Source organism: Flavobacterium sinopsychrotolerans (assembly GCF_900110375.1).
Lineage (GTDB): Bacteria > Bacteroidota > Bacteroidia > Flavobacteriales > Flavobacteriaceae > Flavobacterium > Flavobacterium sinopsychrotolerans.
Genome location: NZ_FODN01000001.1, coordinates 417326 through 441076, shown reverse-complemented (window position 1 = coordinate 441076; position 23751 = coordinate 417326). Strand labels below are relative to the sequence as shown.

Genomic DNA, 23751 nt, shown 5'->3' with positions numbered 1-23751 from the left:
AATACCTTCTATTCTTTTACAAAAATAGTATTTTTATGACAGAGTGATTTTTTTGGTGTTTTATATAAACAATAATTTAACTTTATAGGATGTAAAAAATCCGTTTAAACAATTGATTAAACGGATTTTTTGGTGCGTTATAAAGTTCTTAATGAATATTAATTTCAAAAGGCATTAAGGCCTGAACTCCTTTTTGAGCTTGCAATTTTTTTATTTCTTGCATGATTCTATAGTTTTCTTCTCCTATTTCTTCTTTTATAAAGTCAGCTTTTGATTTTGCAAAAGGAAGATTAGCTAAAAGATCATCGAAATTTTTCTCGTATTCCGGATAATTTTGAGTGCGGTAACTTTTTGTTTTTGCCAATGAAGCTGCTTTTGCAATTGCATCATCTAAGCCTCCAATTTTATCTACAAGTCCAATTTTCAGAGCTTCTGAACCTGTCCAAACTCTTCCTTGAGCAATAGCGTCCACTTGTGCAAATGTCATTTTTCGACCTTGTGCTACATGAGCAACAAAAGTTTTATAGATGTGTTCTACACCTTCTAATGTAACCGCTTTGAATTTTTCATCTATTGGAACAAAAGGGCTATAATTAGCCGAATTTTCATGAGTTTTCACTTGTTCTGTGTAAATTCCTATTTTAGTTGCAAGCGGTGTAAAGTTTGGTAATATTCCAAAAACGCCTATAGAACCTGTGATTGTGTTTTCTTCAGCAAAAATGGTATTGGCGTTACAAGCAATATAATAGCCGCCTGAAGCCGCATAATTCCCCATCGAAACCACGATCGGTTTAACTTTCTTTGTCAATTCAATTTCTCTCCAAATCAAATCTGAGGTCAAAGCGCTTCCACCTGGGCTGTCGATGCGAAGTACAATTGCTTTTACATTTTTGTTTTTTCGAGCCTCTTGTAACGAGCGACGCATAGAGCCTTCACCAATAACGTTCACATCGCCTTCACCACCTAGAATTTCTCCTTGAGCATAAATAATAGCGATTTCGTCTTTACTGTCAAAAGTTTGTGATGTTGTAGCTACTTTTTGAGCATAATCTACAACAGATACTTTATTGTAATCTTCGTCATTAGCCACTTTAAGTGCTTTTTTTATCGCGTTATGATACACATCTTCATAGGCAATAATGTCAACTAATTTTTGGGATTTTGCCATTTCAGGAGTTCGAGCAAGAAGTCCGTTAGCAATTTCATTCAATTTTGCCACTGATATATTTCGGCTTTTTGCAATGTCAGCAGTAATTGAATTCCAAACAGAATTTAATAATGCGGTAGTTTGCTCTCTGTTGGCATCACTCATTTTATTTTCTAAAAATGGCTCAACAGCACTTTTGTATTTTCCATGACGGATGACCTCCATTTTTAATCCTGATTTCTCCTGAAAATCTTTAAAGAACATAATTTCAGAAGACAATCCTTTGAAATCCATATCTCCAACCGGATTGATATAAATTGGGCTGGCAACAGAATTTAAATAATATTCTTTCTGAGAATATGAATTGGCATAAGCCATAACGAATTTACCTGATTTTTTAAAGCTTTCCAGAGCATCTCTCAAGGCTTTACTTTGCGCCATTCCCAGTGAAGAAACGTTATTTAAAATAGAAATTCCTTTGATGTCATTATCTGATTTAGCCTCCTCGATAGCATTAATAATGTCTGATAAACCTACTTTTTTGTTTTCTGAAAAAATAGTCATCCAAGGATCTTTATATTTTCCGGCATAATCATTTCTGATGTCTTCCAAATTCAATTCGATAACCGAATTATTTTTCACCACGACACCTTCAGATTCACCACCAAAAATTGCTCCAATAAGGATGATTCCAAAAAAGAACAACATGAAAAAAACAAAGATACCTATAATGGTAGCCAATACATTTCCTAAAAATTTCATAATTATATTTTTTTAATAAGTCGCATAAAACATAGAAATGTTACAAACAATCGTTCAGAATTTCTATGTTTAAATATCAACACAGGATACAAATATATTGCTTATTCTAAAATTCTTTTAGTTAATTTGCACCTAATTATGAAATCACAACATCAGGTCATTTTATCGATAGGAAGCAATCAAGGCAATCGTTTAGAAAATATTGAGCGTTGCTTGGAATTGATACACCAGGAAATTGGTACGGTTCTCAAAGTTTCCAAATTATACGAAACTCCAGCTTGGGGTTTTGAAAGTGATGCTTTTTATAATTGTGCTTTGGTTTTGCATACTTTTTCCTCTGCTCATAAAATTTTGTCTCAGGTTTTAAAAATCGAAAAGCGTTTGGGTCGCTTGCGCAATAAAACTCAGGAATACCAATCGCGTACCATTGATATTGATTTGATTGCATTCGATTCAGAAATTATTGCGACGGAAAAACTCCAAATTCCACATCCTCTAATGCAAAACAGGAATTTTGTTTTGTTACCCATTCAAGATTTAAATTTAGATTGGAAACATCCCATTCTTCAAAAAAACATTTCGGAATTATTGGCTTTGTCACCAGATGAAAGTGTTTGCACTATTGTTCAGAATTTGGTTAATCCTTTGCAAAGTATTCCATTGGAGCAATTTAATTACGTTGCTTTTGAAGGGAATATTGGGGCAGGAAAAACAACGTTGGCTACAAAAATTTCGGAGGATTTCAATGCGAAAACAGTTTTAGAACGTTTTGCCGATAATCCTTTTTTACCCAAATTTTATAAAGATCAAAATCGCTACGCGTTTCCGCTTGAAATGTCTTTTTTAGCAGACAGATACCAACAATTATCGGATGATTTAGCACAATTTGATTTGTTTAAAGATTTTCTGGTTGCCGATTATCATATTTTTAAATCCTTGATTTTTGCAAAAATAACTTTGGCCGAAGACGAATATCGTTTGTACCGAAATCTTTTCGATATTATTTACAGAGAAATGCCAAAACCGGATTTGTACATTTATTTGTATCAAAATTCAGAAAGGCTTTTGCAAAATATAAAAAAGCGAGGCAGAAGCTATGAACAAAAAATTCCAGCTGAATATTTGGATAAAATCAATAGTGGTTATCTTGATTATATCAAATCTCAAACTGACTTGAATGTGTTGATTATAGATGTTTCGGATCGGGATTTTGTAAAAAATCAAGAAGATTATCTGTATATTCTAGGTGAAATTCAACAAAAAACATCAAGATAAGTCAGTAATTCAAATTCTTATCTTTTTAATGAAAAGTGTCCTCTTTTTTCAGGACTGTTTGTGTCAATTTTTAATACATACCAATAATCGGTTGCGGGAAGTAAATTTTTATTGAACGTTCCGTCCCACGATGGTTTAGCTGCATTTAATCTCGTGATGAATTTACCATAACGATCAAAGATGCTTACTTCAGCTTTAGGATAATTGACTAATCCTTTTATTTCCCATGCGTCATTAAAGGAGTCGTTGTTTGGGGTGAAAAATTTCGGAGCAATCAATACTATAAAAACTTCACTGTCAATTCCACACGAATTTATATCTCTTGCATAAGCTGTTTGTAAGCCACTTGCCAAATTAAAAAATACATTCCAACTTTGATAATTAATCCCGTCAACAGAATATTCAAAATAATCTTTAGGGTTTTTTAAATAAATTACAACCGTGGTTTCATTAACATCGATCCGGTCGATTTCTGGAGTATCATGTTCAATTACAGTGATCTTTTTGGTACTGCTGCAGTTGGCTCTATTTGTTACCGTTACGTTATAAATGCCTGGCGCAGTAACCTGAATTGTCTTCGTGGTTTCGCCGGTTGACCATGAATATGTCATGTCAGGGATTGCTGCATCAAGGATTAAACTCCCGGATTCACAAAGTATTAATTCTTCGTCCATAACTATCGGAGGATCATGAATTATGATGTCAACAGCAATCCGATTTCCGTTAATACACCCGTTATTCACGGCTTCGGCATAATAAGTCGTATTTTGTGTACTGTTGGGAACAGTCAGACTTGTCCCGGTTCCTGTAATCGTATTGCTAGTTAAGCTCGAATACCAATTAACTGTTCCATTGGTGGTAGTTGCTTGAACTGTAACAGCGCCTGCTCCACATCTTGAAACTGGATTGTTGATTGATGTTATGGTAGGAATAGTGTTTATTGTTGCCATGATGGCTGTTCTGTTATTGGAACATCCTGCTTCTACATAATAGGTTGTTGTTGTATTTAAAAATGGGGTAGTGTATGTATTACCCGTGTGTAATAAATTCCCAAAGCTTGCCGCATCATACCAATTAATCGTTCCGCCGGATGCTGTTGCTTGCAATGTCACGGTTCCTGATCCGCAATTTGAAGTTGGTGTAGTAGCTGTAATTTGAGGAATTATTATCGTGGTACTGGCTGAAATTTCAAGAATTGGATCACCAGGCATGCCACCGTATTCTATAATATATCCCTTTGATTGGTAATCTCCGCTTGCATCACCATTTAATTGTAAATCGTTCCACGATCCAGGAGTTCCTAGAACATCAAGCGCTTTAACGTGTACATAATGCTCATTTCCATTACTATTATTTGGTTCGCCATTATTCCAAAAAGCAAATTGGTTTGGTGGCGCTGAGCCATTGATTCCGCCATTCCAAAAAACAGTTCCGTTTTCTGGACCTGTCATCCATTTCCAAATTCCTTCAGTTTCCACATCACTACCGCCAATCCAACCATTTCCTAAAGCTTGCTCTCCGGCTATTTTTGCTTCGTCAGCGGCGGTGATTGTCGCTAAATATCCTTGAATTCCAAAATAATATTTCTGTTCCGCAGCTGCTTTTGCGGCTGTCCAGCTAATGCCTATGTTGGGGAAATATTCATAATAATGACCGTTTCTAGGTAAATAATTGGCTGCTCCAAGGGTAATAGAAAAAGTCCTACTACCAGAAGGAGTTATAGAGGAATTGCTAAAAACAACATCTTTGATCGCATCTACAAAGTCTGCATAAAGTACTTTTGCTGGTGGAGTAGCACTGGATAATTTTAGTTTTCCCTCAAGAGGACTCCATTCAGTCACAATATTTGGGTGTAGTGTGGGATTGGATAATTGGATTACATCCTGTCCGTTTACATATCCTGTAGAAATTTGGATATAAATTGCGTCAGTCCCAATTTCACTGGCATCAGAGCCAGTTATGGTTATATCGGTCACTATTTTTAATGGAGTTCCCGTACAGTAAATTTGAGTTCCTGTTGCTGTAATTGTGGGGGCGGGGTTATTGGTTGGTGATACTATAGTTCCACAGTTATTAGAATAACTAGCTGAGGTGTCTTTTTTAGATGACCAGTTGGTGTCGGAATAATTTGTATTATCAACTTGTATGCATTTTAAATTAGGGTTGGATGTTAAGCTTAAGCTATAAGTATCGAGATTTGTATTATTACCGTTTTTTAAATTCAGGCTGGTTAATTGATTATTTGAACAAGCGAAATCAATCAAAGAAGTATTTTTGGAGACATCTAAGCTGGTTAGTTGATTGTCCTCGCAAAATAAAAGAATTAAAAAATTGTTTTTAGAAACATCTAAACTAGTTAATTGACTGGACCAACAAGTTAAAGATTTTAAAGAAATGTTTTTGGTAACGTCTAAAACAGTTAATTGATTGCCACCACAATATAAATCCGTTAACTTTGTGTTTTCAGAAACATTTAAACCAGTTAATTTATTATTATAACAAGCTAAATAAGTCAAAGAGGTGTTTTTAATAAGGTCTAAACTGGTTATTTTATTATTATAACAAGATAAATAGTTCAAAGAAGTATTATTAGTAATATCTATATTAGTTAATTGATTGCCACCAAAATATAAATAATTCAGAGCAATGTTTTTAGTGACATCCAGATTAGTTAATTGATTATCTGTACAATGTAAGGAATTTAGAGTGGTGTTTTGCGTAACATTAAGGCTGGTTAATTTATTGTAATTGCAATCTAAATGAGTCAAAGTGGTGTTTTTAGAAACATCTAAACTGGTTAGTTGATTTTTAAAACAAGATAAATAAGTCAAGGAAATGTTTTTAGTGACATCTAAACTAGATAATTGATTATTAAAACAATTAAAATAAGATAGTGCCAGAAAATCTTGAATTCCAGTTAAGTTAGTTATACTCTTATTAGAAAGATCCAAACTAATGATTCCACTCACATTAGCAGTTGGCACCTTGCCGTCAATAACTCCGCTGTCAATTCCTAAATCAATCAAAGCTTGTTCAAAATTTACATCTGGAATTAAAGTATGTTGGGAATATCCAAAAAAATTAGATAATATTAAAAGAAGAAAGAGTAATTTTTTCATATTTCAATCGGGGAAAAAAAGGACTAATCTCAATTTTTAATAAATCTACAAATTCCAGTTCATTTTTTGAAATAAATCCCAAACTACAATTCCTGCACTTACTGATATATTCAAAGAATGTTTAGTTCCTAATTGCGGAATTTCAATACAGCCATCACATAACGCAACTGCTTCTTGAGAAACGCCATGTACTTCGTTTCCAAAAACTAAAGCATATTTTTTATTTTTTTCAACTTTAAAATTTTGAAGAAAAACTGCACTTTCTACTTGTTCAATGGCAAGAGTAATAATGCCTTCTGTTTTTAAATTTTCAATGACGTGAAGAACATTTCCATGATGTTCCCAAGCTACAGTCTCAGTTGCACCAAGTGCTGTTTTGTGGATTTCTTTATTTGGAGGAGTAGCCGTAATGCCACATAAATATATTTTTTCGATCAAAAAGGCATCGGCAGTTCGAAAGACAGAGCCAATATTGTGTAAACTGCGGATGTCATCCAGCACCAAAATAAGAGGTGTTTTTTCGGATTTTTTAAAGGTTTCAATGGATTTTCTGTCTAGTTCGCTGTTTTCTAGCTTTCTCATATTTTGTCAATTATTCAAAAAAAAAGCTTCCGAAGTTAATGGAAGCTTTCTTTGCGTATTCGTTTAAAATTTAGCTTTTTGAAGATTCAGCAGCTAAAACATTTCCTTTTATTGTAAGTGTTTTGTTAGGAACAGTAGCATTAGTTGTTAATGTTACTGTTTTAGTAAATGGTTGACCTCCTCTTGAAGTGTCGTATTTTACTCCAATAACTCCTTTTGCACCTGGAGCAATTGGCTCTTTTGGATACGTTGGTACAGTACAGCCACAAGAACCTTGAGCGTTAGTAATGATTAAAGGTTTGTTTCCGTTATTAGTGAAAATAAATTCACGTTTCCCATCAGAATTGTGTGCAACGGTTCCGTAGTCAATAGTTTCAGTTACAAAAACCATTCCTGCGCCATTCACTTTTGCAAGTTTCGCACTAGTAGCTTTTACTTTTTTTGATGTTTCTTGTGCATTAGAAGTAGTAACTCCTAAAACAACTAGCATAGCTAAAGCAATTATTTTTTTCATGTGTGTTTTAATTTAAAATATTCACAAATCTAAATAAAAAATAGAAATTATGACTTAAATCTTTCTTAAAATAGTTTAATTTTTTGAACTCCTTATTTATTTGTTTTAAAATCTATAAATTCGCTGATATTTTTTCATTTTTTAATACAAATACAATTGGCATCTAAAGATAAAGTAGTTAAAGAAACTCCGTTAATGAAGCAGTACAATGAAATAAAAAGAAAGTATCCTGATGCTTGTCTTTTGTTTCGTGTCGGGGATTTTTATGAGACATTTGGAGAAGACGCGGTTCGTGCTTCAAAAATATTAGGAATTGTCTTGACTAAACGCGGAGCGGGTTCTGAGACCGAGACGGCTCTGGCTGGTTTTCCGCATCATTCCTTGAATACCTATTTACCAAAATTAGTCAAAGCGGGACTTCGAGTAGCAATTTGTGATCAACTTGAAGATCCAAAAATGACCAAAACCATCGTAAAGCGTGGTGTTACTGAACTGGTGACTCCTGGTGTTTCTATGAATGATGAGGTTTTACAGTCTAAAACGAATAACTTTTTGGCTTCGGTTTATTTTGCCAATAAATCTATAGGAATTTCATTTTTGGATGTTTCTACAGGAGAGTTTTTAACGGCGCAAGGCAATGCAGAATATATTGATAAACTGTTGCAGAATTTTAATCCAAGTGAGGTTCTGATTCCAAAAAACAATAAAAATGATTTCCGGGAAATTTTCGGAGATGACTATCATAGCTTTTATTTGGAAGATTGGATTTACAAAGAAGACTACGCATTCGAAACCTTAACCAAGCATTTTCAAACAGTTTCTTTGAAAGGATTTGGAATCGAAGAATTGAAAGAGGGAATTATTGCTTCGGGAGCCATTTTGTATTATTTATCCGAAACGCAGCATAATAAAGTGCAGCATATAACAGCAATTCAGCGTATTGCCGAAGACGCTTATGTCTGGATGGACCGATTTACAATTCGCAATCTGGAATTGTATCACAGTTATAATCCAAATGCGGTAACACTTCTTGATGTTATTGATAAAACGCTTTCGCCAATGGGTGGTCGTTTGTTAAAAAGATGGTTGGCATTGCCGTTGAAAGACAGTGTTAAAATAAAAAGCCGTCATCAGGTAGTTTCTTATTTGAAAGAAAATCAGGAGGTGCTGAAAAATATTCAGAATCAAATCAAGCAAATTTCTGATTTGGAACGTTTGATTTCCAAGATTGCAGCCGGAAAAGTATCGCCTCGCGAAGTAGTTTATCTGAAAGAATCCTTGGATGCTATTATTCCAATAAAAACCTTGGCGTTAGAAAGTCCGCAAGAAGCCGTAAAAGTAATTGGTGATAGTTTGCACAGTTGCGAATTGTTGCGTGAAAAAATCAAAACTGTTTTAAATCAAGATGCGCCTGTGGCTATTGCCAAAGGAAACGCGATTGCCAAAGGAATCAATGCTGAATTAGATGAGTTGCGTGCAATATCAACTTCTGGAAAAGAATTCTTGGAAGGAATCGAAAAACGAGAATCACAACTGACAGGAATCTCTTCGTTGAAAATTTCTTTCAATAACGTTTTTGGATATTACATTGAAGTTAGGAATATGCATAAGGACAAAGTTCCTGCGGAATGGATTCGAAAACAAACTTTGGTCAATGCAGAGCGTTATATCACTGAGGAATTAAAAGAATATGAAACTAAAATTCTTGGCGCCGAAGAGAAAATTCATAAAATAGAAGTAGAATTATTCGAACAATTGGTCAGTTGGATTGCTACATATATCAAACCGGTTCAAATGAACGCTAATTTGGTGGCGCAACTGGATTGTTTGTGTTCTTTCACGCAATTAGCTATCGAGAATAAATATGTTTGTCCTGAACTAGACGAAACATTCGAACTGGAAATCAAAAACGGAAGACATCCTGTTATTGAAAAACAATTGCCGGTTGGGATGCCTTATATTGCTAATGATGTTTTCTTGGATAGAGAAACGCAGCAATTGATTATGATAACGGGTCCTAATATGTCTGGAAAGTCAGCTATTTTGCGTCAAACGGCGCTGATTGTACTCTTGTCTCAAATGGGGAGTTTTGTTCCGGCAGAAAGCGTGAGAATGGGAATTGTGGATAAAATATTCACCAGAGTAGGAGCGAGCGATAATATTTCGATGGGCGAATCTACTTTTATGGTCGAAATGAATGAAACGGCCTCTATCTTGAATAATATTTCTGATAGGAGTTTAGTGCTTTTAGATGAAATTGGAAGAGGAACCAGTACGTATGACGGAATTTCCATAGCTTGGGCAATTGCAGAATTCTTGCACGAACATCCTTCGCAACCGAAGACCTTGTTTGCAACGCATTACCACGAGTTGAATGAAATGAGTGAATCGTTGCCTAGAATTCAGAATTACAATGTGGCTGTCAAAGAATTGAAAGATACGGTACTTTTTATTCGAAAATTGGTAAAAGGAGGAAGCGCACACAGTTTTGGAATACACGTAGCAAAAATGGCGGGAATGCCTCAGATTGTAATTTTGAAAGCTCAGAAACTTTTAAAGAAACTAGAAAAGAATCATTCCAGCGACGCACTGAACGGAATTAAAGCTGCAAAAGATGAAATGCAAATGAGTTTCTTTAATCTGGACGATCCTTTATTGGAAGAAATCAAGGAAGAGATTTTGAATCTGGATATAAATACCATTACACCTATGGAAGCGCTGATGAAATTGAATGAGATTAAAAGAATGTTGACCAGAAAATAATTTATTTTATTTTAAAGTTTAGGTTATCAGAACATTAACTTTAATCTGTGATTTTTTTATAAAAAAGGCTTGTATAATTCAATAAATGTCCTAAATTTGCATCCGCAATACAGAACAAGTATGGCGGTTCTTTCTAAGAATTGAAAATGCGAAAATAGCTCAGTTGGTAGAGCGCGACCTTGCCAAGGTCGAGGTCGCGGGTTCGAGCCCCGTTTTTCGCTCTAACACCACATAATGCTCGGATGGTGAAATTGGTAGACACGCTGGACTTAAAATCCAGTGAACAGCAATGTTCGTGCGGGTTCAAGTCCCGCTCTGAGTACTAAAAAAGCTTCAAACTATGTTTGGAGCTTTTTTTATTAAAAAATTTTAAATGTATTTCATTTATATAATTTATTCTAAAAAATAGACAGATATTACGTAGGAACTACGGATGATGTCTTAAAAAGATTGTGTGAGCATAATTCTGGATTTTATAATGAATCATTTACTGTCAAGGTAATTCCTTGGGAGTTGAGTTTAAGTTTTGAATGTGAATCCAGTCAGAAAGCATATGGATTAGAGAAGTTTTTGAAAAGAATGAAATCTAGAGTTTTTTTTAGAAAAAGTAATAAGTTGATTCGAATATCTTAATTGATATTCAAAATAGATTAGAATGATCTAGCGGGTTCAACTCCGAAGCTTCGGAGCTGCTCTGAGTACTAAAAAAGCTTCAAACTATGTTTGAGCTTTTTTTATTTATAGGAATTTGTAACTGATAGTAAAGAGGTTTTAAAGAAGTGAATTTTAAGCTCCATATTTAGAATCTGAAATCTAAAATACGCAATCTAAAATCTAAAATTTCATGGGTGCTTTTGTAATTAGTAAAAGATACAATGATGAGTATAAATTTGTTTTCACTTCCAGGAAGGGGAAAGTTGTTTTTACGAGTTTAAGTTATGAACTTAAGTTTGAGTGTGAGGAAGATATTGAGAAGTTTAAAGCAAATATTGAATCGGCAGATTTTTTAAAGTTTAAGTCTTCCGGCGGGAAGTTTTTTTTTAAATTAATGATGGGAGGGAATCATTTTGCAACAAGTAGAAAATACACCACTTCATTGCGTTTGCAGAAAGGAATTGATGAAATTGTGCGCTATGGATCACTTTCGGAGACATTAGATTTCTCAGCGGGTGATTTGGTCTTTATTGATTGAGCTTTGTAGCGAATTAATGCATGAAAAAAGAGAGTTTCGGTTAATTTACCGAAACTCTCTTTTTTTATTTATGAAAATCTGTTTCTCGAAAGATGAGATTTTACAAATTAAAAAAGCCATCTCGCATAGCGGATGGCTTTAAAATTTTTAGAATTTGAGTTCTAATTATTTTTTTGCAGCTTCAGTAGCAACTTCAGCAGCTTCAGTAGCAACAGCAGCAGCAGAATCAACAACAACAGCAGCAGAATCAACTACAGCAGCAGCAGAATCAACTACAGCAGCAGCAGAATCAACAGTAGTTGCAGCATCCTCAGCAGGAGCGTCAGCTTTTTTACATGATACAACAGTCAATACAGCAACAGCAGCTAAACTTAAAAATACTTTTTTCATCTTAATTTAATATAAAAGGTTAATTATTAATTCGTGGCAAAGATATAAATTTTTTAATATGTAAAATATTTTTTTATTTTTTTTTTAAAAAATAATATTTTTTGTCAACGTCGGAGTAATTAACAATTATTATGCCAGTTAGGGCAATTGATTAATAAATGTTTAATAACGTTGCTTTGGCCTTGTTTTTAGGCTATTTTTGTTTTAAGCTTTTCTTTTTCAGCGGTTTAATTTTCTTTGGGTGAACTAATTTTAATTCACTGATTAAGTTTTTTGCACCCGCATATTTATCCATAATGAACAAAACGTAACGGATATCTACCATGATATTTCTGCAAATACTTGGATCGTAATAAATATCACTCATAGTTCCTTCCCAAACTCTATCAAAATTCAGTCCTATTAAGTTCCCGTTAGCGTCAATTGCCGGACTTCCTGAATTACCTCCTGTGGTGTGATTTGTACCAATAAAACATACCGGCATTTTTCCATTTTCGCCGTAAGGACCGTAATCCTTTGTTTTGTACAAATCGATCAATTTGGCAGGAACATCAAATTCATAGTCTCCAGGAATATATTTTTCCATCACGCCGTCTAAATACGTAACTGGTGAGTACACAGTAGCATCTTTAGGCTCATATCCTTTTACTTTTCCGTATGTTACACGTAAGGTGCTGTTAGCATCCGGAAAAATGCGACTTTCTGTATTCAATTCTAATTGCGCTTTCATGTACGTGCGTTGCAACGCAGTAATCGTTAAGTTCAATTTGTCGTATTTTGGCGCAACTTCTTTAGAATATTTGTCAGCTAATTCTTTTACAAGCAAGAAGCCCGGATCATTATTTAAATTTGACAAAACAGTACGGGCATCACCGGATAACAATTGTTTCAAACCGGCATAATTTTTCAGTTGAGATTTAGAATAAACTTCCGAAGCCAGATTTTTAGCATTCACATTCACCAAGCCTTTTGGTAAAAATTGTTTTGGAGATTTCGTCGCGTACAATTCAATCAATTGCTCAAAAACTTTTTCGTCAACAGTTGCATTGAAATTCTTGTAAAAATCAGCCAGTCCTGCTATTAAATTATTTTTTCGGTCATTGAAAGACTGTTCCCCTTTAGTTTTGTAAACCTCTTCTAATTGGTACAATTTATATCCCGTACTCAGTAATTCAGTATTGCGCAGAACAATTTCTGTGAAATAATCTCTTGCTACCGCGTAAGGCGCAATTTCAGTGTAGTTTTTGTCAAAATCAGCCAACAGCGTTCCGTATTCTTTTTCTTTGCCTGCTTTTACTATTTTTTGCTGGAACTCTTTTTCAGATTCTTTTTTTACGGCAACCGCATTTGATTTTTTTAATCCTTGCGTTTCGCCAATCCATTTTTTCCAATAATTGGCAATACTTGCATATTTTGAAGCGTATTGAATTTTGATGGCATTGTCTTTTCGCATAAAACCATCAGCAACTTTCAAAGCTTTGTCTCTGATTTCGATTTTTGCAGGATTCAATTCGTTTACAATTTGCTCAATCGCAACTGAAGGTAAATATTCGTTTGTTTTTCCTGGGTAACCAAAAACCAATGTGAAATCATCTTCGGCTACGCCATCCAATGAAATAGGCAAGAAGTGTTTAGGTGTATAAGGTACGTTGTCTTTTGAATAGGCTGCCGGGCGATTATTTTTGTCAGCATAGATTCTAAACAATGAGAAATCTCCGGTATGACGTGGCCAAACCCAGTTGTCAGTATCAGAACCAAATTTCCCGATAGAGGAAGGTGGAGCGCCAACTAAACGAACATCCGTAAAGGTTTCTGTTACAAAAAGGATGTATTGATTGCCTTCGAAAAAGGTACGAATTTTATTTTCCTGCCAATTTTCCTTTGGCAACGATTTCGACAATGCCGTAATGTTCTCTTGGATTTTCTTTTGTTTTGCGGCTTCGCTGGTAAGGTTTGCAGTACCTTCGAGAACAGCTGTTGTTACATCTTCAATTTTCACCATAAAAGTAACTGTCAAACCTTCGTTCGGTAATTCGTCTTCCATTTTGTACGCCCAAAAACCATCCGTCAGGTAATCATGGTCAACGGTTGAATGGGATTGAATTTGTGAAAATCCACAATGATGATTGGTCAGAATTAGCCCTTTTGGCGAAATAACTTCTGAGGTACAACCTCCGTTAAAATGTGGAACCGCATCTTTCATGCTCGACTGATTCACATCATAAATGTCTTTTACAGACATTTTCATGCCCAGATTTTTCATTTCGGTTTCATTCATTCCTTTCAGTAGCGAAGGAATCCACATGCCGCCTTGCTGGGCTTGCGTCTGAATGACAAATAGTAATAAGAATAATTTTAAAAATTTCATGGTATTAAATTTAGAGTGTAATTTTATTTGATTTTGTACTGCATCAATTGCCTTTTGTGCGATTCAAAACCGTTGGCAAGATACAATTTTTGTGCTTTTTTATTGTGCGGTTCTACTTCCAGATAAATCAGTTTTAAAGATAGCTTATGACTTTCGGTTTTAATAAATGTAATGACTTCGTTACCAATTCCTTTTCCCCGAGCTTTTTCAGTGATATATAATTCGTCTAAAAAAGCAATTTTTCCTTGGTATTCAAAACTAAAAATAATGGTCAAAATAATATAGCCTACAATTTCATTGTCAGAAAAAATGAGCCAAGCTTTTCCTAGATTTTCATTGGAAATAAATTCTTGAAATAAAGCTTTAGAAACATCAACGGAAATGGGATAACTATCGATGGCATAAAATTCCTGCATCATGGAGACGATGGTTTCGATATCAGGAGCGGTAAGAGGTTTAAATTCAATCATTCAGAATATTTTTTAAAATGATGGCAGTAGCACCTTTGTTCATTTGTACAAAAGTGCTACACATGTGTCCTTTTTCATTTCGGATGTCGTCATTGTGTATCAGGTTTTCTAGAGCTTCGTTCAATTCTTTTTGATTGTTAACAGAAACACAGGCATCCATGTTGACGAGTGCAATTGCTTCTGCAAAATGCGAATAGTTGGGGCCAATAACGATTGGAACGCCAAAAGTTGCCGGTTCTAATACATTGTGAACTCCAGGATTCCCGAAACCGCCACCCACATAAGCAATATCTGCATAACTGTAGATCTTTGTCAAAATTCCAATGGTGTCAATAATGAAAACATCGAAATCAGCCAATTGCTTTCCTTCTTTTTCAGAAAATAAAACAGTTTTTTTGGTAATGCTATTTTTTAACTGTTGAATTTGGTCTTCCTTAATATTATGTGGCGCAATAATAAACTTGACATCGAAAGTATTCGAATTAATAAAATTCACTACTAAATCTTCATCTTTTGGCCACGAACTTCCCACGACAATAGTGAGTGTGTTGTCTTTAAAATCAGAAATAAAATTCAGTGAATTGTCTTTTTTTAAAATTGTGGCCACTCGGTCGAAACGGGTGTCACCAGAAACTGCAACATTTGTTTTGCCTAACTGCTGCAGTAGTTTTTTAGAAGTCTCATTTTGAACAAAAAAGTAAGTGAACGCATCTAGCGCGTCTCTATAAAAACCGCCGTACCATTTGAAAAAGAGTTGATTTGGTCTAAGAATCCCAGAAATTAAATAGGTTTTAGTATTTGATTTTTTGAGTTCAAATAAATAATTGGGCCAATATTCATATTTGATAAAAAACACTAAATCCGGATGAACAAGTTGTAGAAATTGTTGTGCATTTTTCTTAGTATCTAAAGGCAAATAAACCGTTACATCAGCAACAGTATTGTTTTTACGAACTTCATAACCCGAAGGAGAGAAAAAAGTAACCACGATTTTGTGCAAAGGAAATTGCTCTTTTATCTTTTCAATCACAGGTAAACCTTGTTCGTATTCGCCCAAGGAAGCGGCATGAAACCAAATGGTTTTGTCAATAGCTTTTATTTTTTGTTCTAAAACAGGAAAAACTACTTTCCTGCCATCCACAAAAAGTTTCATTTTTGGACTGAAAAGCGCCATGATTTTTAATAAAAAACCAGCAAAATGAACGATTAAGTTATATAATGAAAGCATCATTTAAATTTTTGGGCTAAAATACGTTTTCTTTATTTTAATTTCTTCTGCAACATTATTTAAATTTTGGTATAGGGAACTCTCTTTTTATTTCATTGGAATATTATCTTTTTTCCTGTCGGTTGTATTGGTTTCAATTCATAAATAACTATTTTTGTTCTTCGTTTTAAGAAAGTATTTACTGTATTAAAAAACGGTAATCTTTCGAACATTAAACAAAAATTGCAATGAAAAAAATCCAAATGGTTGACTTAAAAAGTCAATATGAAAAAATAAAAGATACGGTTAACATTTCTATTCAGGAAGTTTTAGACACTAATACCTATATTAATGGACCGCAAGTTCATCAATTTCAAAAATCATTAGAAGAATATCTTGACGTAAAACACGTAATTCCTTGTGCAAATGGAACCGATGCGTTGCAAATTGCGATGATGGGACTGGATTTGAAACCCGGAGATGAAGTAATCACAGCCGATTTTACTTTTGCTGCAACGGTGGAAGTGATTGCTTTATTACAATTGACACCCGTTTTAGTAGATGTGGATTTGTTCAACATGAATATTTCTATTGAAGGAATCAAAAAAGCGATTACGCCAAAAACAAAAGCAATTGTTCCAGTACATTTGTTTGGCCGTGCCGCCAATATGGAAGCTATTATGGCTATCGCCAAAGAATATAACTTATATGTAATTGAAGATAATGCGCAAGCGATTGGTGCCAACTGTAAATTTTCGGATGGGACTAAAAAGAAAGCGGGAACTATTGGTCACGTAGGGGCAACTTCATTTTTTCCTTCCAAAAATCTTGGCTGTTATGGAGATGGAGGAGCAATTTTTACGAATGATGATGCTTTGGCGCACAAACTTCGCGGAATTGTAAATCACGGAATGTACGAGCGATACCACCATGATGTTGTAGGTGTAAATTCTCGTTTAGATAGTGTTCAGGCAGCCGTTTTGAACGCTAAATTACCTTTATTAGATGAGTATAGTAAAGCCAGACAAGATGCAGCCAGAAAATATTCAACTGCTTTTGAAGGGCATAAAAATATAATAGCACCAAGTATTTGTGATATTTGTGATTGCCATGTTTTTCATCAATATACATTGCGAATCATTGATGCTGACAGAAACGGTTTAATGCAACACTTACTGGACAAAGGAATTCCCTGTGCCATATATTACCCAATTCCGTTGCATTCGCAAAAAGCATACGCTGATTCCCGTTACAAAGAAGAAGATTTTCCGGTAACCAATCAATTAGTGACGGAAGTACTTTCATTGCCGATGCATACCGAATTAGATGACGAACAAATTAAATTTATCACAGATAGCGTTTTAGAATTTTTGAAATAATGGAAAGACGCGATTCATCGCGTCTTTTTTTATAAAGAATATTAATAAGATGCTATTTTGCGTCTGAATCTAAAAAAGGGAACTATGAAAATACTAGTTACAGGAGGTTTGGGTTTTATAGGATCTCATACCGTAGTTGAATTGCAAAATGAAGGATATGAAGTTATTGTTGTAGATAATTTATCAAACACTACATTAGATGTCTTAGACGGAATTCAGAATATTACGGGAAAAGTTCCGGCTTTCGAAAAGTTAGATTTGCGCGAAAAGGATAAAGTTCAGGATTTTTTCAAAAGACATCACGATATTTCAGGTGTTATTCATTTTGCTGCTTCGAAAGCAGTGGGTGAAAGCGTAGAAAATCCGTTGTTGTATTATGAAAATAATATTAATGCGTTAGTTTATATTTTGCAGGAATTGCAGCAAAAACCGGAAGCGAATTTTATTTTCAGTTCGTCTTGTACGGTTTATGGTCAGGCTGAAACCATGCCAATTACAGAAAATGCTTCGATTCAAACGGCGATGTCACCTTATGGGAACACTAAACAAATAGGGGAGGAAATCATTACTGATACTGTCAAGGTAACCAATATTAATGCTATTTTGTTGCGTTATTTTAATCCAATAGGGGCGCATCCATCCACTGAAATAGGAGAATTGCCTATTGGAGTTCCTCAAAATTTAGTGCCGTTTATTACGCAAACTGGTTTTGGATTGCGAAAAGAGCTTTCGGTTTATGGAGATGATTACCCTACTCCAGATGGTACAGCAATACGCGATTATATTCACGTAGTCGATTTGGCGAAAGCCCATGTAATCGCTTTGCAACGCTTATTGAATAAAAAAAACACTTCCAAAGTAGAAATTTTTAATCTGGGAACCGGAACAGGAAGCTCTGTTTTAGAAGTGATACATACTTTCGAAAAAGTGAGCGGTAAAAAATTGCCTTACAAAATTGTAGGAAGAAGAGAAGGTGATATCACTTCGGCTTACGCCAATACCGATAAAGCTAACGATGTTTTAGGATGGAAAGCACAATCAACGCTTGAAGAAGCGATGGCCAGTGCCTGGAAATGGGAACAGAAGATTAGAAAATAAAAAAAGGGCTGTCAAACGATAGCCCTTTTTTATGAATTATTTTTTTTCTGCTTCTTTCAATTTTTCAGCAGCTTCATCCATTTTCTGAGCTCCTTTCTCAAGAACTTCTCCAGCTTTAACCTTTGTTGAATCAGCTGCAGCATCAACTTTTACAGCTGCTGTATCTATAGCTTCTTCCATTTCATTACCAACTGCTTCAGTAGCCTCTTTTACTTCATCTTTTGTTTCTTTTTTGCAAGAAGTCATCAAAGCTGCAATACATACTAATCCTAAAAGTGTTTTTTTCATTTTGTTTATTTTAAATAATTATTATCGACTTGTACTTGTTAGTATAAAGATAAAAAAAATCCTCATAAATGAAAGTTTATGAGGACTGTATATTTATTGATTTTGTAAATTGTAAAATAGCGTTAATTAAGCATTTGCTGTCGCTGCTTCTTTATCAATTTTTCCAATCAATCCGGCTAAAACTTTTCCCGGACCAACTTCAGTAAATAAAGTAGCACCGTCAGCAATCATTTGTTGAACCGATTGCGTCCATTTTACAGGTGCTGTCAATTGGATAATTAAATTTTTCTTGATTTCGCTTGGATCTGAAACTGCACTTGCTGTTACATTTTGGTACACCGGACAAATAGGAGTAGAGAAAGTAGTTGCTTCAATAGCTGCCGCCAGTTCTTCACGAGCCGGCTCCATCATTGGTGAGTGAAAAGCACCACCAACAGGTAATAATAATGCACGTTTTGCACCAGCGGCTTTCATCGCTTCACACGCTTTTTCTACTGCTGATGTTTCCCCTGAAATTACTAATTGTCCCGGGCAGTTATAATTTGCAGCCACTACAATTCCGTCAATCGAAGCACAAACTTCCTCCACAATATTGTCAGCCAATCCTAAAACGGCTGCCATTGTAGATGGTTTTATTTCGCAAGCTTTTTGCATTGCCAAAGCTCTTTGTGAAACTAATTTTAATCCATCTTCAAAAGACAAAGCACCATTAGCTACTAAAGCTGAAAATTCACCCAATGAATGTCCCGCTACCATTTCTGGTTTGAAATCCTCACCTAATGTTTTTGCCAAAATCACCGAATGCAAGAAAACGGCTGGTTGCGTCACTTTGGTTTCTTTCAATTCCTCGGCTGTTCCTTCAAACATGATGTCTGTAATGCGGAAACCTAAAATTTCATTGGATTTTTCGAATAATTCTTTTGCAAGAACAGAATTTTCATATAAGTCTTTACCCATTCCTGTGAATTGTGCGCCTTGACCTGGAAATACGTATGCTTTCATGTGTTTATTTTAAAGAGTGAAAAATGTAAAGATTGAAAAATGAATTTCAATCGGACTGCAAAAATACTATTTTTTGCGGTATTTGAAACTATCTGTTTGGCTTCCTTTTGCTATTGAAAGGATGATTCATTTATAAAATACTACATTCAATCCAAAAAAAATCCACTCAAATTAATGAGTGGATTTTCACCAAAATCAAAAACTAAAGAACGAAATAAGCATTGTTTAAAGGTTGTATATGATGTGCTTTTGATTCATAAACAGGCACTTTTTCATCAAATTCATCTCGATATTCGTTAACCATTTGCATAAGGTTTTTTTCAATTGTATTCGAAATAGCACTTACAGGAGTATCTGTAGGTCTGTTTTCAAATGGATCCTGCAAATGAATGGCCATTTTTTCGATCAGGAAAAAAGCAACGGCAATGGTTGTCACCAATGGAATTTGAAGCCAACCAATATTATTTATCAAGCCAAAAGGCAATAGAATTATAAACAAACACAGAGCAAATCTAATATACATGCTGTAAGTTGTTGGGAAAATGGTATTTTTTATACGCTCACATTTACCCATCGAATCACACAATCGGGATAATGTATTGTCGATTTCTACCTGTTGGTAAACGTTAATTTTATTCGTATTGAGCGCTTTTTTTAAATCTTTGGCATGTAACAATAAAATAGCGTTGGGAACATGTTTGTGTTTTTTTACAAACCGAAATTCATCTTCATCCAGTAAATCTTTTATTGGTTTTAAAGGATCTTTTTCTCGGAGTGATTGTCCAAGACTGTAGCACCATGCAGCTTGTCTCTTTGCAAATTGTTCTTTAAAATCGTTTGCCTGAACTGAAAAATCGGGGTCATTATAAAAAACAATAATTTGGCGTAATAGTGTTCTGGAATCGTTGACAATAGAACCCCAAATTATTCTTGCTTCCCACCAGCGGTCGTAAGCTTGGTTCGATTTGAATGCCAGTAATAATGAAATAATGGTTCCAATTATTGTAGGAATCGCAATAGGAATATTGATTGATATAGTCTCGAAGAAGTAATGAAATATTTGAAAGGAAATACAAAACAGAATGACTAATGTCAATTCGGTTCTTATTTTACCCAGTACATATTTCATGGGAATTTTTTTATTTAGTAACATATACTTTGGATTAAAATTTGAAACAATCAGTTGGTTTTCTTAGGAAATCTCTTCGTATAACGAAAGAACTGGTAAGCCTAACAACTCGTTGAGTGCTGCTTTTTCTTTCTTTAACAGTTTTAATTTCTTTGGTTTTCTGGTTTCAATTAAGATGTTGATGTTGTTTTTAGAAATCGTATCGCTCAAAAAAGGTTCACTTTCGTTCGTTTTGCTTTCACTTACAATTTTCAAAGAAAAAAGTGTATTAACATAAGCTTGTAAATCTTCTGCATGAAGGCTTGAATCTGAATTTTTAATATACAATGCTTGCCTGAATATGTCTTGGTCGAAGTTTGTGTTTGTATGTAGAATTGGACATTTACTGTTAGAAATAATTTGAACACAATACGTGTTGATTTTCTTTTTTGAAGATTTAAAAGAAGGAGTAATAATTGTTAGTCCGATTGCAAAATGCTCCATTAGATTTTTAAAAACGGGAGAAGAAATACCATATTGATGGTGAATTTTTAAGCTGCAATTTTCAGATTCTAAAGTGATTTTTCGACACATCTCCAAAACATTTTCTTGCGTAGCGCTTAAACCTTGATTAATGTTTCTTAGTAAACTGGCAGAAGAAAAAGTATCAGGAATATCTGCAAGCAGCATCAATATGAGCTGAGACGGAGTGCCATTTGATGATTTTATAGCAGTTTTTACCGCATTGAATGTGTCGCTTTGTAATGTCGTAGGTATTAGGATATTTTTCATATGTATTAAATTTTATTTATACATACAAAATAACAGTACCCAGTTTATAGCAACCTTAAATTAAAATTAGAATATTCTAAGAATTCACATTAGAATTTCTAATGTTGGGGGTATTAAAAGTAATATTTACAATAGTGCCTTTGTCGGGTTCAGATTGTATTTGAAGTTCTCCATTGTGCATCCTGATTATTTTCATGGCAAGAGGAAGCCCTAATCCATATCCATTGTATTTTGATGCTTTCTTGCCTCGAAAGAAAGGTTCGTAAAGATGCGGAATGTCTTCTGCAGGAATACCAATTCCAATGTCAGTAATAGAAATTTTGATGATTGAATTGTTGACGGATAAAGTAACAAAGACGGTTTGGTTATCCGAATATTTTACACCATTGGCAATGATATTATTCAACGAAAGTTCTAATAAGGATTTGTTACAAGGAATTTCCAATAAAGCCGGGTCACTTGGAAATTTCATGAACTTTATCGTGACTCTGTTATTGGGATAAATTTTATCAATATCTGATTTTACTTCCATTAGGAGTTCATCAATCCGGACAATGTCTAATAATTGTTTTTTTCCGTCATAACCGGTTTGAGTTAGTTTCAAAAGACTTTCAGTAAGATCACCCAGACGAGATGCCTGGCTGTGAATGTTTTCTAAAGAGGAGATGTAATCCGCAACATTTCTTTCTTTCAAAAGCATGATTTCTGCTTCGGCAATTATGGTTGTTACGGGTGTTTTTAGCTCATGAGAGGCGTTGTTGATGAAATTTGCCTGGATTTCAAATGAGGTTTCCAGTCGGTCCAGCATGTTGTTAAAGGTCTTTGTCAAATCGCCAATTTCATCAGTGCTGTTGGTCTCGGGTAGTCTGTTGTGTAAGTTTGATGCGCTTATTATTTTTACCTGGTCCGTAATTCTAGCCACTGGATTTATCACTCTTCTCGCTAGAAATCTACCAAGAAAATAAGCCAATAGTATAAAAGCCAATCCTCCAAAAAAGAGAATTTGGATGATATAAGTACTACTCACATTTCCCCTGCGGTCTATTGCAGTAATGATTACAATATATTTTTGATTGGATTCAGTAAAAGTCTGAGCATAAAAATAACGGTTGTCATCCTCCAGCCAATTAGAACCAACGGCCATCACTTTTGTATAGAAATCAGCCGGTAAATTAAGATTGGTGTTGTATTCAAATGTATTTTTTCCGTTGACTTTAAGAACAAAGTCTTGTTCATCAATCAGTTCTTCCAGTCCGTTGGCTTTGAATTCTTTAAAATAACGGGTTTTTACAGGATCATTTTGATAATGAATCGATGCTACTATTTTGGCCCGATCCTGTAGCCTTTTCAAAAAATGATATTGGTTATTTTGTTTGAACAAAAAGAAAACCACCAAACTCAATAAAAGTGTGCTGAGGGTTGAAAGCGCAATATAGGTAAAGGTAATTTTTTTCTTAATCTGCATTTTTTATAGTTTCAGTACATAGCCTAAACCTTTCATGGTATGAATTAGTTTAGTGTCGTATGGTTTGTCAATTTTTTTTCTCAAATAGTTAATGTAGACATCAATTACATTGGTATTCATGTCGAAATTAATATCCCAAACATTGTCTAGAAGTTGTTCACGGGATAAAATATTCCCAGAGTTTATGGCCAGATAATATAAAAGTTTAAATTCTTTGGCTGTTAATACAATGGTATCTCCATTTCTGGTTACCGATTTTGTTTTCGAATTAATTTGAAGATCTGCTATAGTGATGATCTCATTCGGTTTTTGTACTTGACCAGCTCTTCTGGAAAGTGCGTTAACTCTTGCATCAAGTTCCAGGAATTTAAAGGGTTTTAATAAATAATCATCAGCTCCGGAATTTAATCCGTTTATTATGTTTTCGGTACTTCCTAAAGCGGTTAATAACAAAATGGGAACAAAGTTTTTAGCAGCTCTCAAGCGTCTGCAAATTTCAATACCATTGATGTCAGGTAGCATTACGTCTAGAATTACCACATCAAAATTATGATTAGAGAGTAAATCTAACGCAGTGGTACCATCAAGTGCAACACTTACTTCATGATTTTTTTCTGAAAACCCTTTGCGGATGATTGATGAAAGATTAGGCTCATCTTCAACGATTAATAACTTCATTAACATTACTATTTCTACAAATCTAATGTTTAAACTTTTATTTTTTTTCCAAAATACCCGTGCTAAACTAATATTAACAAAACCTTATAATTTGTTGAAAGTTTCATTTAGTGTTTTTATATCTAAATCGTAGAATTGTTTTTAGGCTTCAT

The 23751-nt window shown here is 34.5% G+C and carries 20 protein-coding genes and 2 tRNA genes; 8 read left to right on the top strand and 14 right to left on the bottom strand.

From position 1 onward, the window contains the following. Nucleotides 1–148: 148 nt before the first annotated feature. Nucleotides 149–1909, bottom strand: coding sequence for a signal peptide peptidase SppA (gene sppA / locus BMX64_RS01965; protein ID WP_091165553.1), 1761 nt, complete (start codon nucleotides 1907–1909; stop codon nucleotides 149–151). A 138-nt stretch (nucleotides 1910–2047) separates the two neighbouring features. Here sppA and folK point away from each other — a divergent pair, with 138 nt between their 5' ends. Next, nucleotides 2048–3184: a 2-amino-4-hydroxy-6-hydroxymethyldihydropteridine diphosphokinase gene (gene folK / locus BMX64_RS01960; protein ID WP_091165550.1), complete on the top strand. Its 1137-nt coding sequence runs from the start codon at nucleotides 2048–2050 to the stop codon at nucleotides 3182–3184. Between the two features lie 17 nt (nucleotides 3185–3201). On the opposite strand, the gene BMX64_RS01955 is transcribed toward folK, so the two are convergent. From BMX64_RS01955 to BMX64_RS01945, 3 genes are all read right to left on the bottom strand, one after another. Then, entirely contained in the window at nucleotides 3202–6303 is a 3102-nt protein-coding gene (locus BMX64_RS01955) for an Ig-like domain-containing protein (protein ID WP_091165546.1), read from the bottom strand. 45 nt (nucleotides 6304–6348) lie between these two features. Further along, complete coding sequence (locus tag BMX64_RS01950; protein ID WP_091165542.1) at nucleotides 6349–6885, bottom strand: RNA methyltransferase; 537 nt, start codon at nucleotides 6883–6885, stop codon at nucleotides 6349–6351. A 70-nt stretch (nucleotides 6886–6955) separates the two neighbouring features. Beyond that, nucleotides 6956–7399, bottom strand: a complete 444-nt coding sequence (locus BMX64_RS01945) for a DUF1573 domain-containing protein (RefSeq protein WP_091165539.1) — start codon at nucleotides 7397–7399, stop codon at nucleotides 6956–6958. 156 nt (nucleotides 7400–7555) lie between these two features. Between BMX64_RS01945 and mutS the strand changes: the two genes are divergently transcribed. From mutS to BMX64_RS01920, 5 genes are all read left to right on the top strand, one after another. Next, on the top strand, nucleotides 7556–10162 hold the full coding sequence (mutS, locus tag BMX64_RS01940) for a DNA mismatch repair protein MutS (RefSeq protein ID WP_167543012.1): 2607 nt from the start codon (nucleotides 7556–7558) through the stop codon (nucleotides 10160–10162). A gap of 148 nt (nucleotides 10163–10310) precedes the next feature. Further along, a tRNA-Gly gene (locus tag BMX64_RS01935) sits at nucleotides 10311–10383 on the top strand. A 15-nt stretch (nucleotides 10384–10398) separates the two neighbouring features. After that, nucleotides 10399–10484: transfer RNA gene (locus tag BMX64_RS01930), tRNA-Leu, on the top strand. A gap of 83 nt (nucleotides 10485–10567) precedes the next feature. Then, a complete protein-coding gene (locus BMX64_RS15980; protein ID WP_091165536.1) occupies nucleotides 10568–10795 on the top strand; it encodes a GIY-YIG nuclease family protein in 228 nt (75 codons plus the stop codon). A 211-nt stretch (nucleotides 10796–11006) separates the two neighbouring features. Further along, entirely contained in the window at nucleotides 11007–11354 is a 348-nt protein-coding gene (locus BMX64_RS01920; RefSeq protein ID WP_091165533.1) for a DUF1508 domain-containing protein, read from the top strand. Nucleotides 11355–11519: 165 nt separating this feature from the next. Here BMX64_RS01920 and BMX64_RS01915 read toward each other — a convergent pair whose 3' ends face one another. The 4 genes from BMX64_RS01915 to BMX64_RS01900 form a co-directional block, all read right to left on the bottom strand. Further along, nucleotides 11520–11744, bottom strand: coding sequence for a PG1828 family lipoprotein (locus BMX64_RS01915; protein WP_091165530.1), 225 nt, complete (start codon nucleotides 11742–11744; stop codon nucleotides 11520–11522). Nucleotides 11745–11937: 193 nt separating this feature from the next. Then, complete coding sequence (locus tag BMX64_RS01910; protein WP_091165526.1) at nucleotides 11938–14112, bottom strand: S46 family peptidase; 2175 nt, start codon at nucleotides 14110–14112, stop codon at nucleotides 11938–11940. Between the two features lie 23 nt (nucleotides 14113–14135). Then, nucleotides 14136–14582, bottom strand: coding sequence for a GNAT family N-acetyltransferase (locus tag BMX64_RS01905; protein WP_091165523.1), 447 nt, complete (start codon nucleotides 14580–14582; stop codon nucleotides 14136–14138). Then, nucleotides 14575–15810: a 3-deoxy-D-manno-octulosonic acid transferase gene (locus BMX64_RS01900; RefSeq protein WP_091166522.1), complete on the bottom strand. Its 1236-nt coding sequence runs from the start codon at nucleotides 15808–15810 to the stop codon at nucleotides 14575–14577. Before BMX64_RS01900 ends, BMX64_RS01905 begins: the two co-directional genes overlap by 8 nt. A gap of 227 nt (nucleotides 15811–16037) precedes the next feature. Between BMX64_RS01900 and BMX64_RS01895 the strand changes: the two genes are divergently transcribed. Next, on the top strand, nucleotides 16038–17168 hold the full coding sequence (locus BMX64_RS01895; protein ID WP_091165519.1) for a DegT/DnrJ/EryC1/StrS family aminotransferase: 1131 nt from the start codon (nucleotides 16038–16040) through the stop codon (nucleotides 17166–17168). Nucleotides 17169–17252: 84 nt separating this feature from the next. Further along, nucleotides 17253–18266, top strand: a complete 1014-nt coding sequence (galE, locus tag BMX64_RS01890) for a UDP-glucose 4-epimerase GalE (RefSeq protein WP_091165514.1) — start codon at nucleotides 17253–17255, stop codon at nucleotides 18264–18266. Nucleotides 18267–18302: 36 nt separating this feature from the next. Here galE and BMX64_RS01885 read toward each other — a convergent pair whose 3' ends face one another. From BMX64_RS01885 to BMX64_RS01860, 6 genes are all read right to left on the bottom strand, one after another. Continuing rightward, on the bottom strand, nucleotides 18303–18554 hold the full coding sequence (locus BMX64_RS01885) for a hypothetical protein (protein ID WP_091165510.1): 252 nt from the start codon (nucleotides 18552–18554) through the stop codon (nucleotides 18303–18305). A gap of 126 nt (nucleotides 18555–18680) precedes the next feature. Beyond that, complete coding sequence (gene fabD, locus BMX64_RS01880) at nucleotides 18681–19556, bottom strand: ACP S-malonyltransferase (RefSeq protein WP_091165508.1); 876 nt, start codon at nucleotides 19554–19556, stop codon at nucleotides 18681–18683. A 202-nt stretch (nucleotides 19557–19758) separates the two neighbouring features. Then, the gene (locus BMX64_RS01875) at nucleotides 19759–20685 is read right to left on the bottom strand and encodes a bestrophin family protein (protein WP_244273202.1); all 927 of its coding nucleotides are present in this window, start codon (nucleotides 20683–20685) and stop codon (nucleotides 19759–19761) included. A 63-nt stretch (nucleotides 20686–20748) separates the two neighbouring features. Next, nucleotides 20749–21456: a hypothetical protein gene (locus BMX64_RS01870; RefSeq protein WP_091165500.1), complete on the bottom strand. Its 708-nt coding sequence runs from the start codon at nucleotides 21454–21456 to the stop codon at nucleotides 20749–20751. Between the two features lie 76 nt (nucleotides 21457–21532). Next, nucleotides 21533–22921 carry a HAMP domain-containing sensor histidine kinase gene (locus tag BMX64_RS01865; protein ID WP_091165496.1) on the bottom strand — a complete coding sequence of 463 codons (1389 nt, stop codon included), beginning with the start codon at nucleotides 22919–22921 and terminating at the stop codon, nucleotides 21533–21535. Nucleotides 22922–22924: 3 nt separating this feature from the next. Further along, a complete protein-coding gene (locus BMX64_RS01860; RefSeq protein WP_091165491.1) occupies nucleotides 22925–23599 on the bottom strand; it encodes a response regulator transcription factor in 675 nt (224 codons plus the stop codon). Nucleotides 23600–23751: the final 152 nt, after the last annotated feature.

Bases quoted from the DNA above. Each gene is read 5' to 3' on its own strand.
- sppA (WP_091165553.1), bottom strand. From the start codon at position 1,909: ATGAAATTTTTAGGAAATGTATTGGCTACCATTATAGGTATCTTTGTT.
- folK (WP_091165550.1), top strand. From the start codon at position 2,048: ATGAAATCACAACATCAGGTCATTTTATCGATAGGAAGCAATCAAGGC.
- BMX64_RS01955 (WP_091165546.1), bottom strand. From the start codon at position 6,303: ATGAAAAAATTACTCTTTCTTCTTTTAATATTATCTAATTTTTTTGGA.
- BMX64_RS01950 (WP_091165542.1), bottom strand. From the start codon at position 6,885: ATGAGAAAGCTAGAAAACAGCGAACTAGACAGAAAATCCATTGAAACC.
- BMX64_RS01945 (WP_091165539.1), bottom strand. From the start codon at position 7,399: ATGAAAAAAATAATTGCTTTAGCTATGCTAGTTGTTTTAGGAGTTACT.
- BMX64_RS01920 (WP_091165533.1), top strand. From the start codon at position 11,007: ATGGGTGCTTTTGTAATTAGTAAAAGATACAATGATGAGTATAAATTT.
- BMX64_RS01915 (WP_091165530.1), bottom strand. From the start codon at position 11,744: ATGAAAAAAGTATTTTTAAGTTTAGCTGCTGTTGCTGTATTGACTGTT.
- BMX64_RS01910 (WP_091165526.1), bottom strand. From the start codon at position 14,112: ATGAAATTTTTAAAATTATTCTTATTACTATTTGTCATTCAGACGCAA.
- BMX64_RS01905 (WP_091165523.1), bottom strand. From the start codon at position 14,582: ATGATTGAATTTAAACCTCTTACCGCTCCTGATATCGAAACCATCGTC.
- BMX64_RS01900 (WP_091166522.1), bottom strand. From the start codon at position 15,810: ATGCTTTCATTATATAACTTAATCGTTCATTTTGCTGGTTTTTTATTA.
- BMX64_RS01895 (WP_091165519.1), top strand. From the start codon at position 16,038: ATGAAAAAAATCCAAATGGTTGACTTAAAAAGTCAATATGAAAAAATA.
- galE (WP_091165514.1), top strand. From the start codon at position 17,253: ATGAAAATACTAGTTACAGGAGGTTTGGGTTTTATAGGATCTCATACC.
- BMX64_RS01885 (WP_091165510.1), bottom strand. From the start codon at position 18,554: ATGAAAAAAACACTTTTAGGATTAGTATGTATTGCAGCTTTGATGACT.
- fabD (WP_091165508.1), bottom strand. From the start codon at position 19,556: ATGAAAGCATACGTATTTCCAGGTCAAGGCGCACAATTCACAGGAATG.
- BMX64_RS01875 (WP_244273202.1), bottom strand. From the start codon at position 20,685: ATGAAATATGTACTGGGTAAAATAAGAACCGAATTGACATTAGTCATT.
- BMX64_RS01870 (WP_091165500.1), bottom strand. From the start codon at position 21,456: ATGAAAAATATCCTAATACCTACGACATTACAAAGCGACACATTCAAT.
- BMX64_RS01865 (WP_091165496.1), bottom strand. From the start codon at position 22,921: ATGCAGATTAAGAAAAAAATTACCTTTACCTATATTGCGCTTTCAACC.
- BMX64_RS01860 (WP_091165491.1), bottom strand. From the start codon at position 23,599: ATGAAGTTATTAATCGTTGAAGATGAGCCTAATCTTTCATCAATCATC.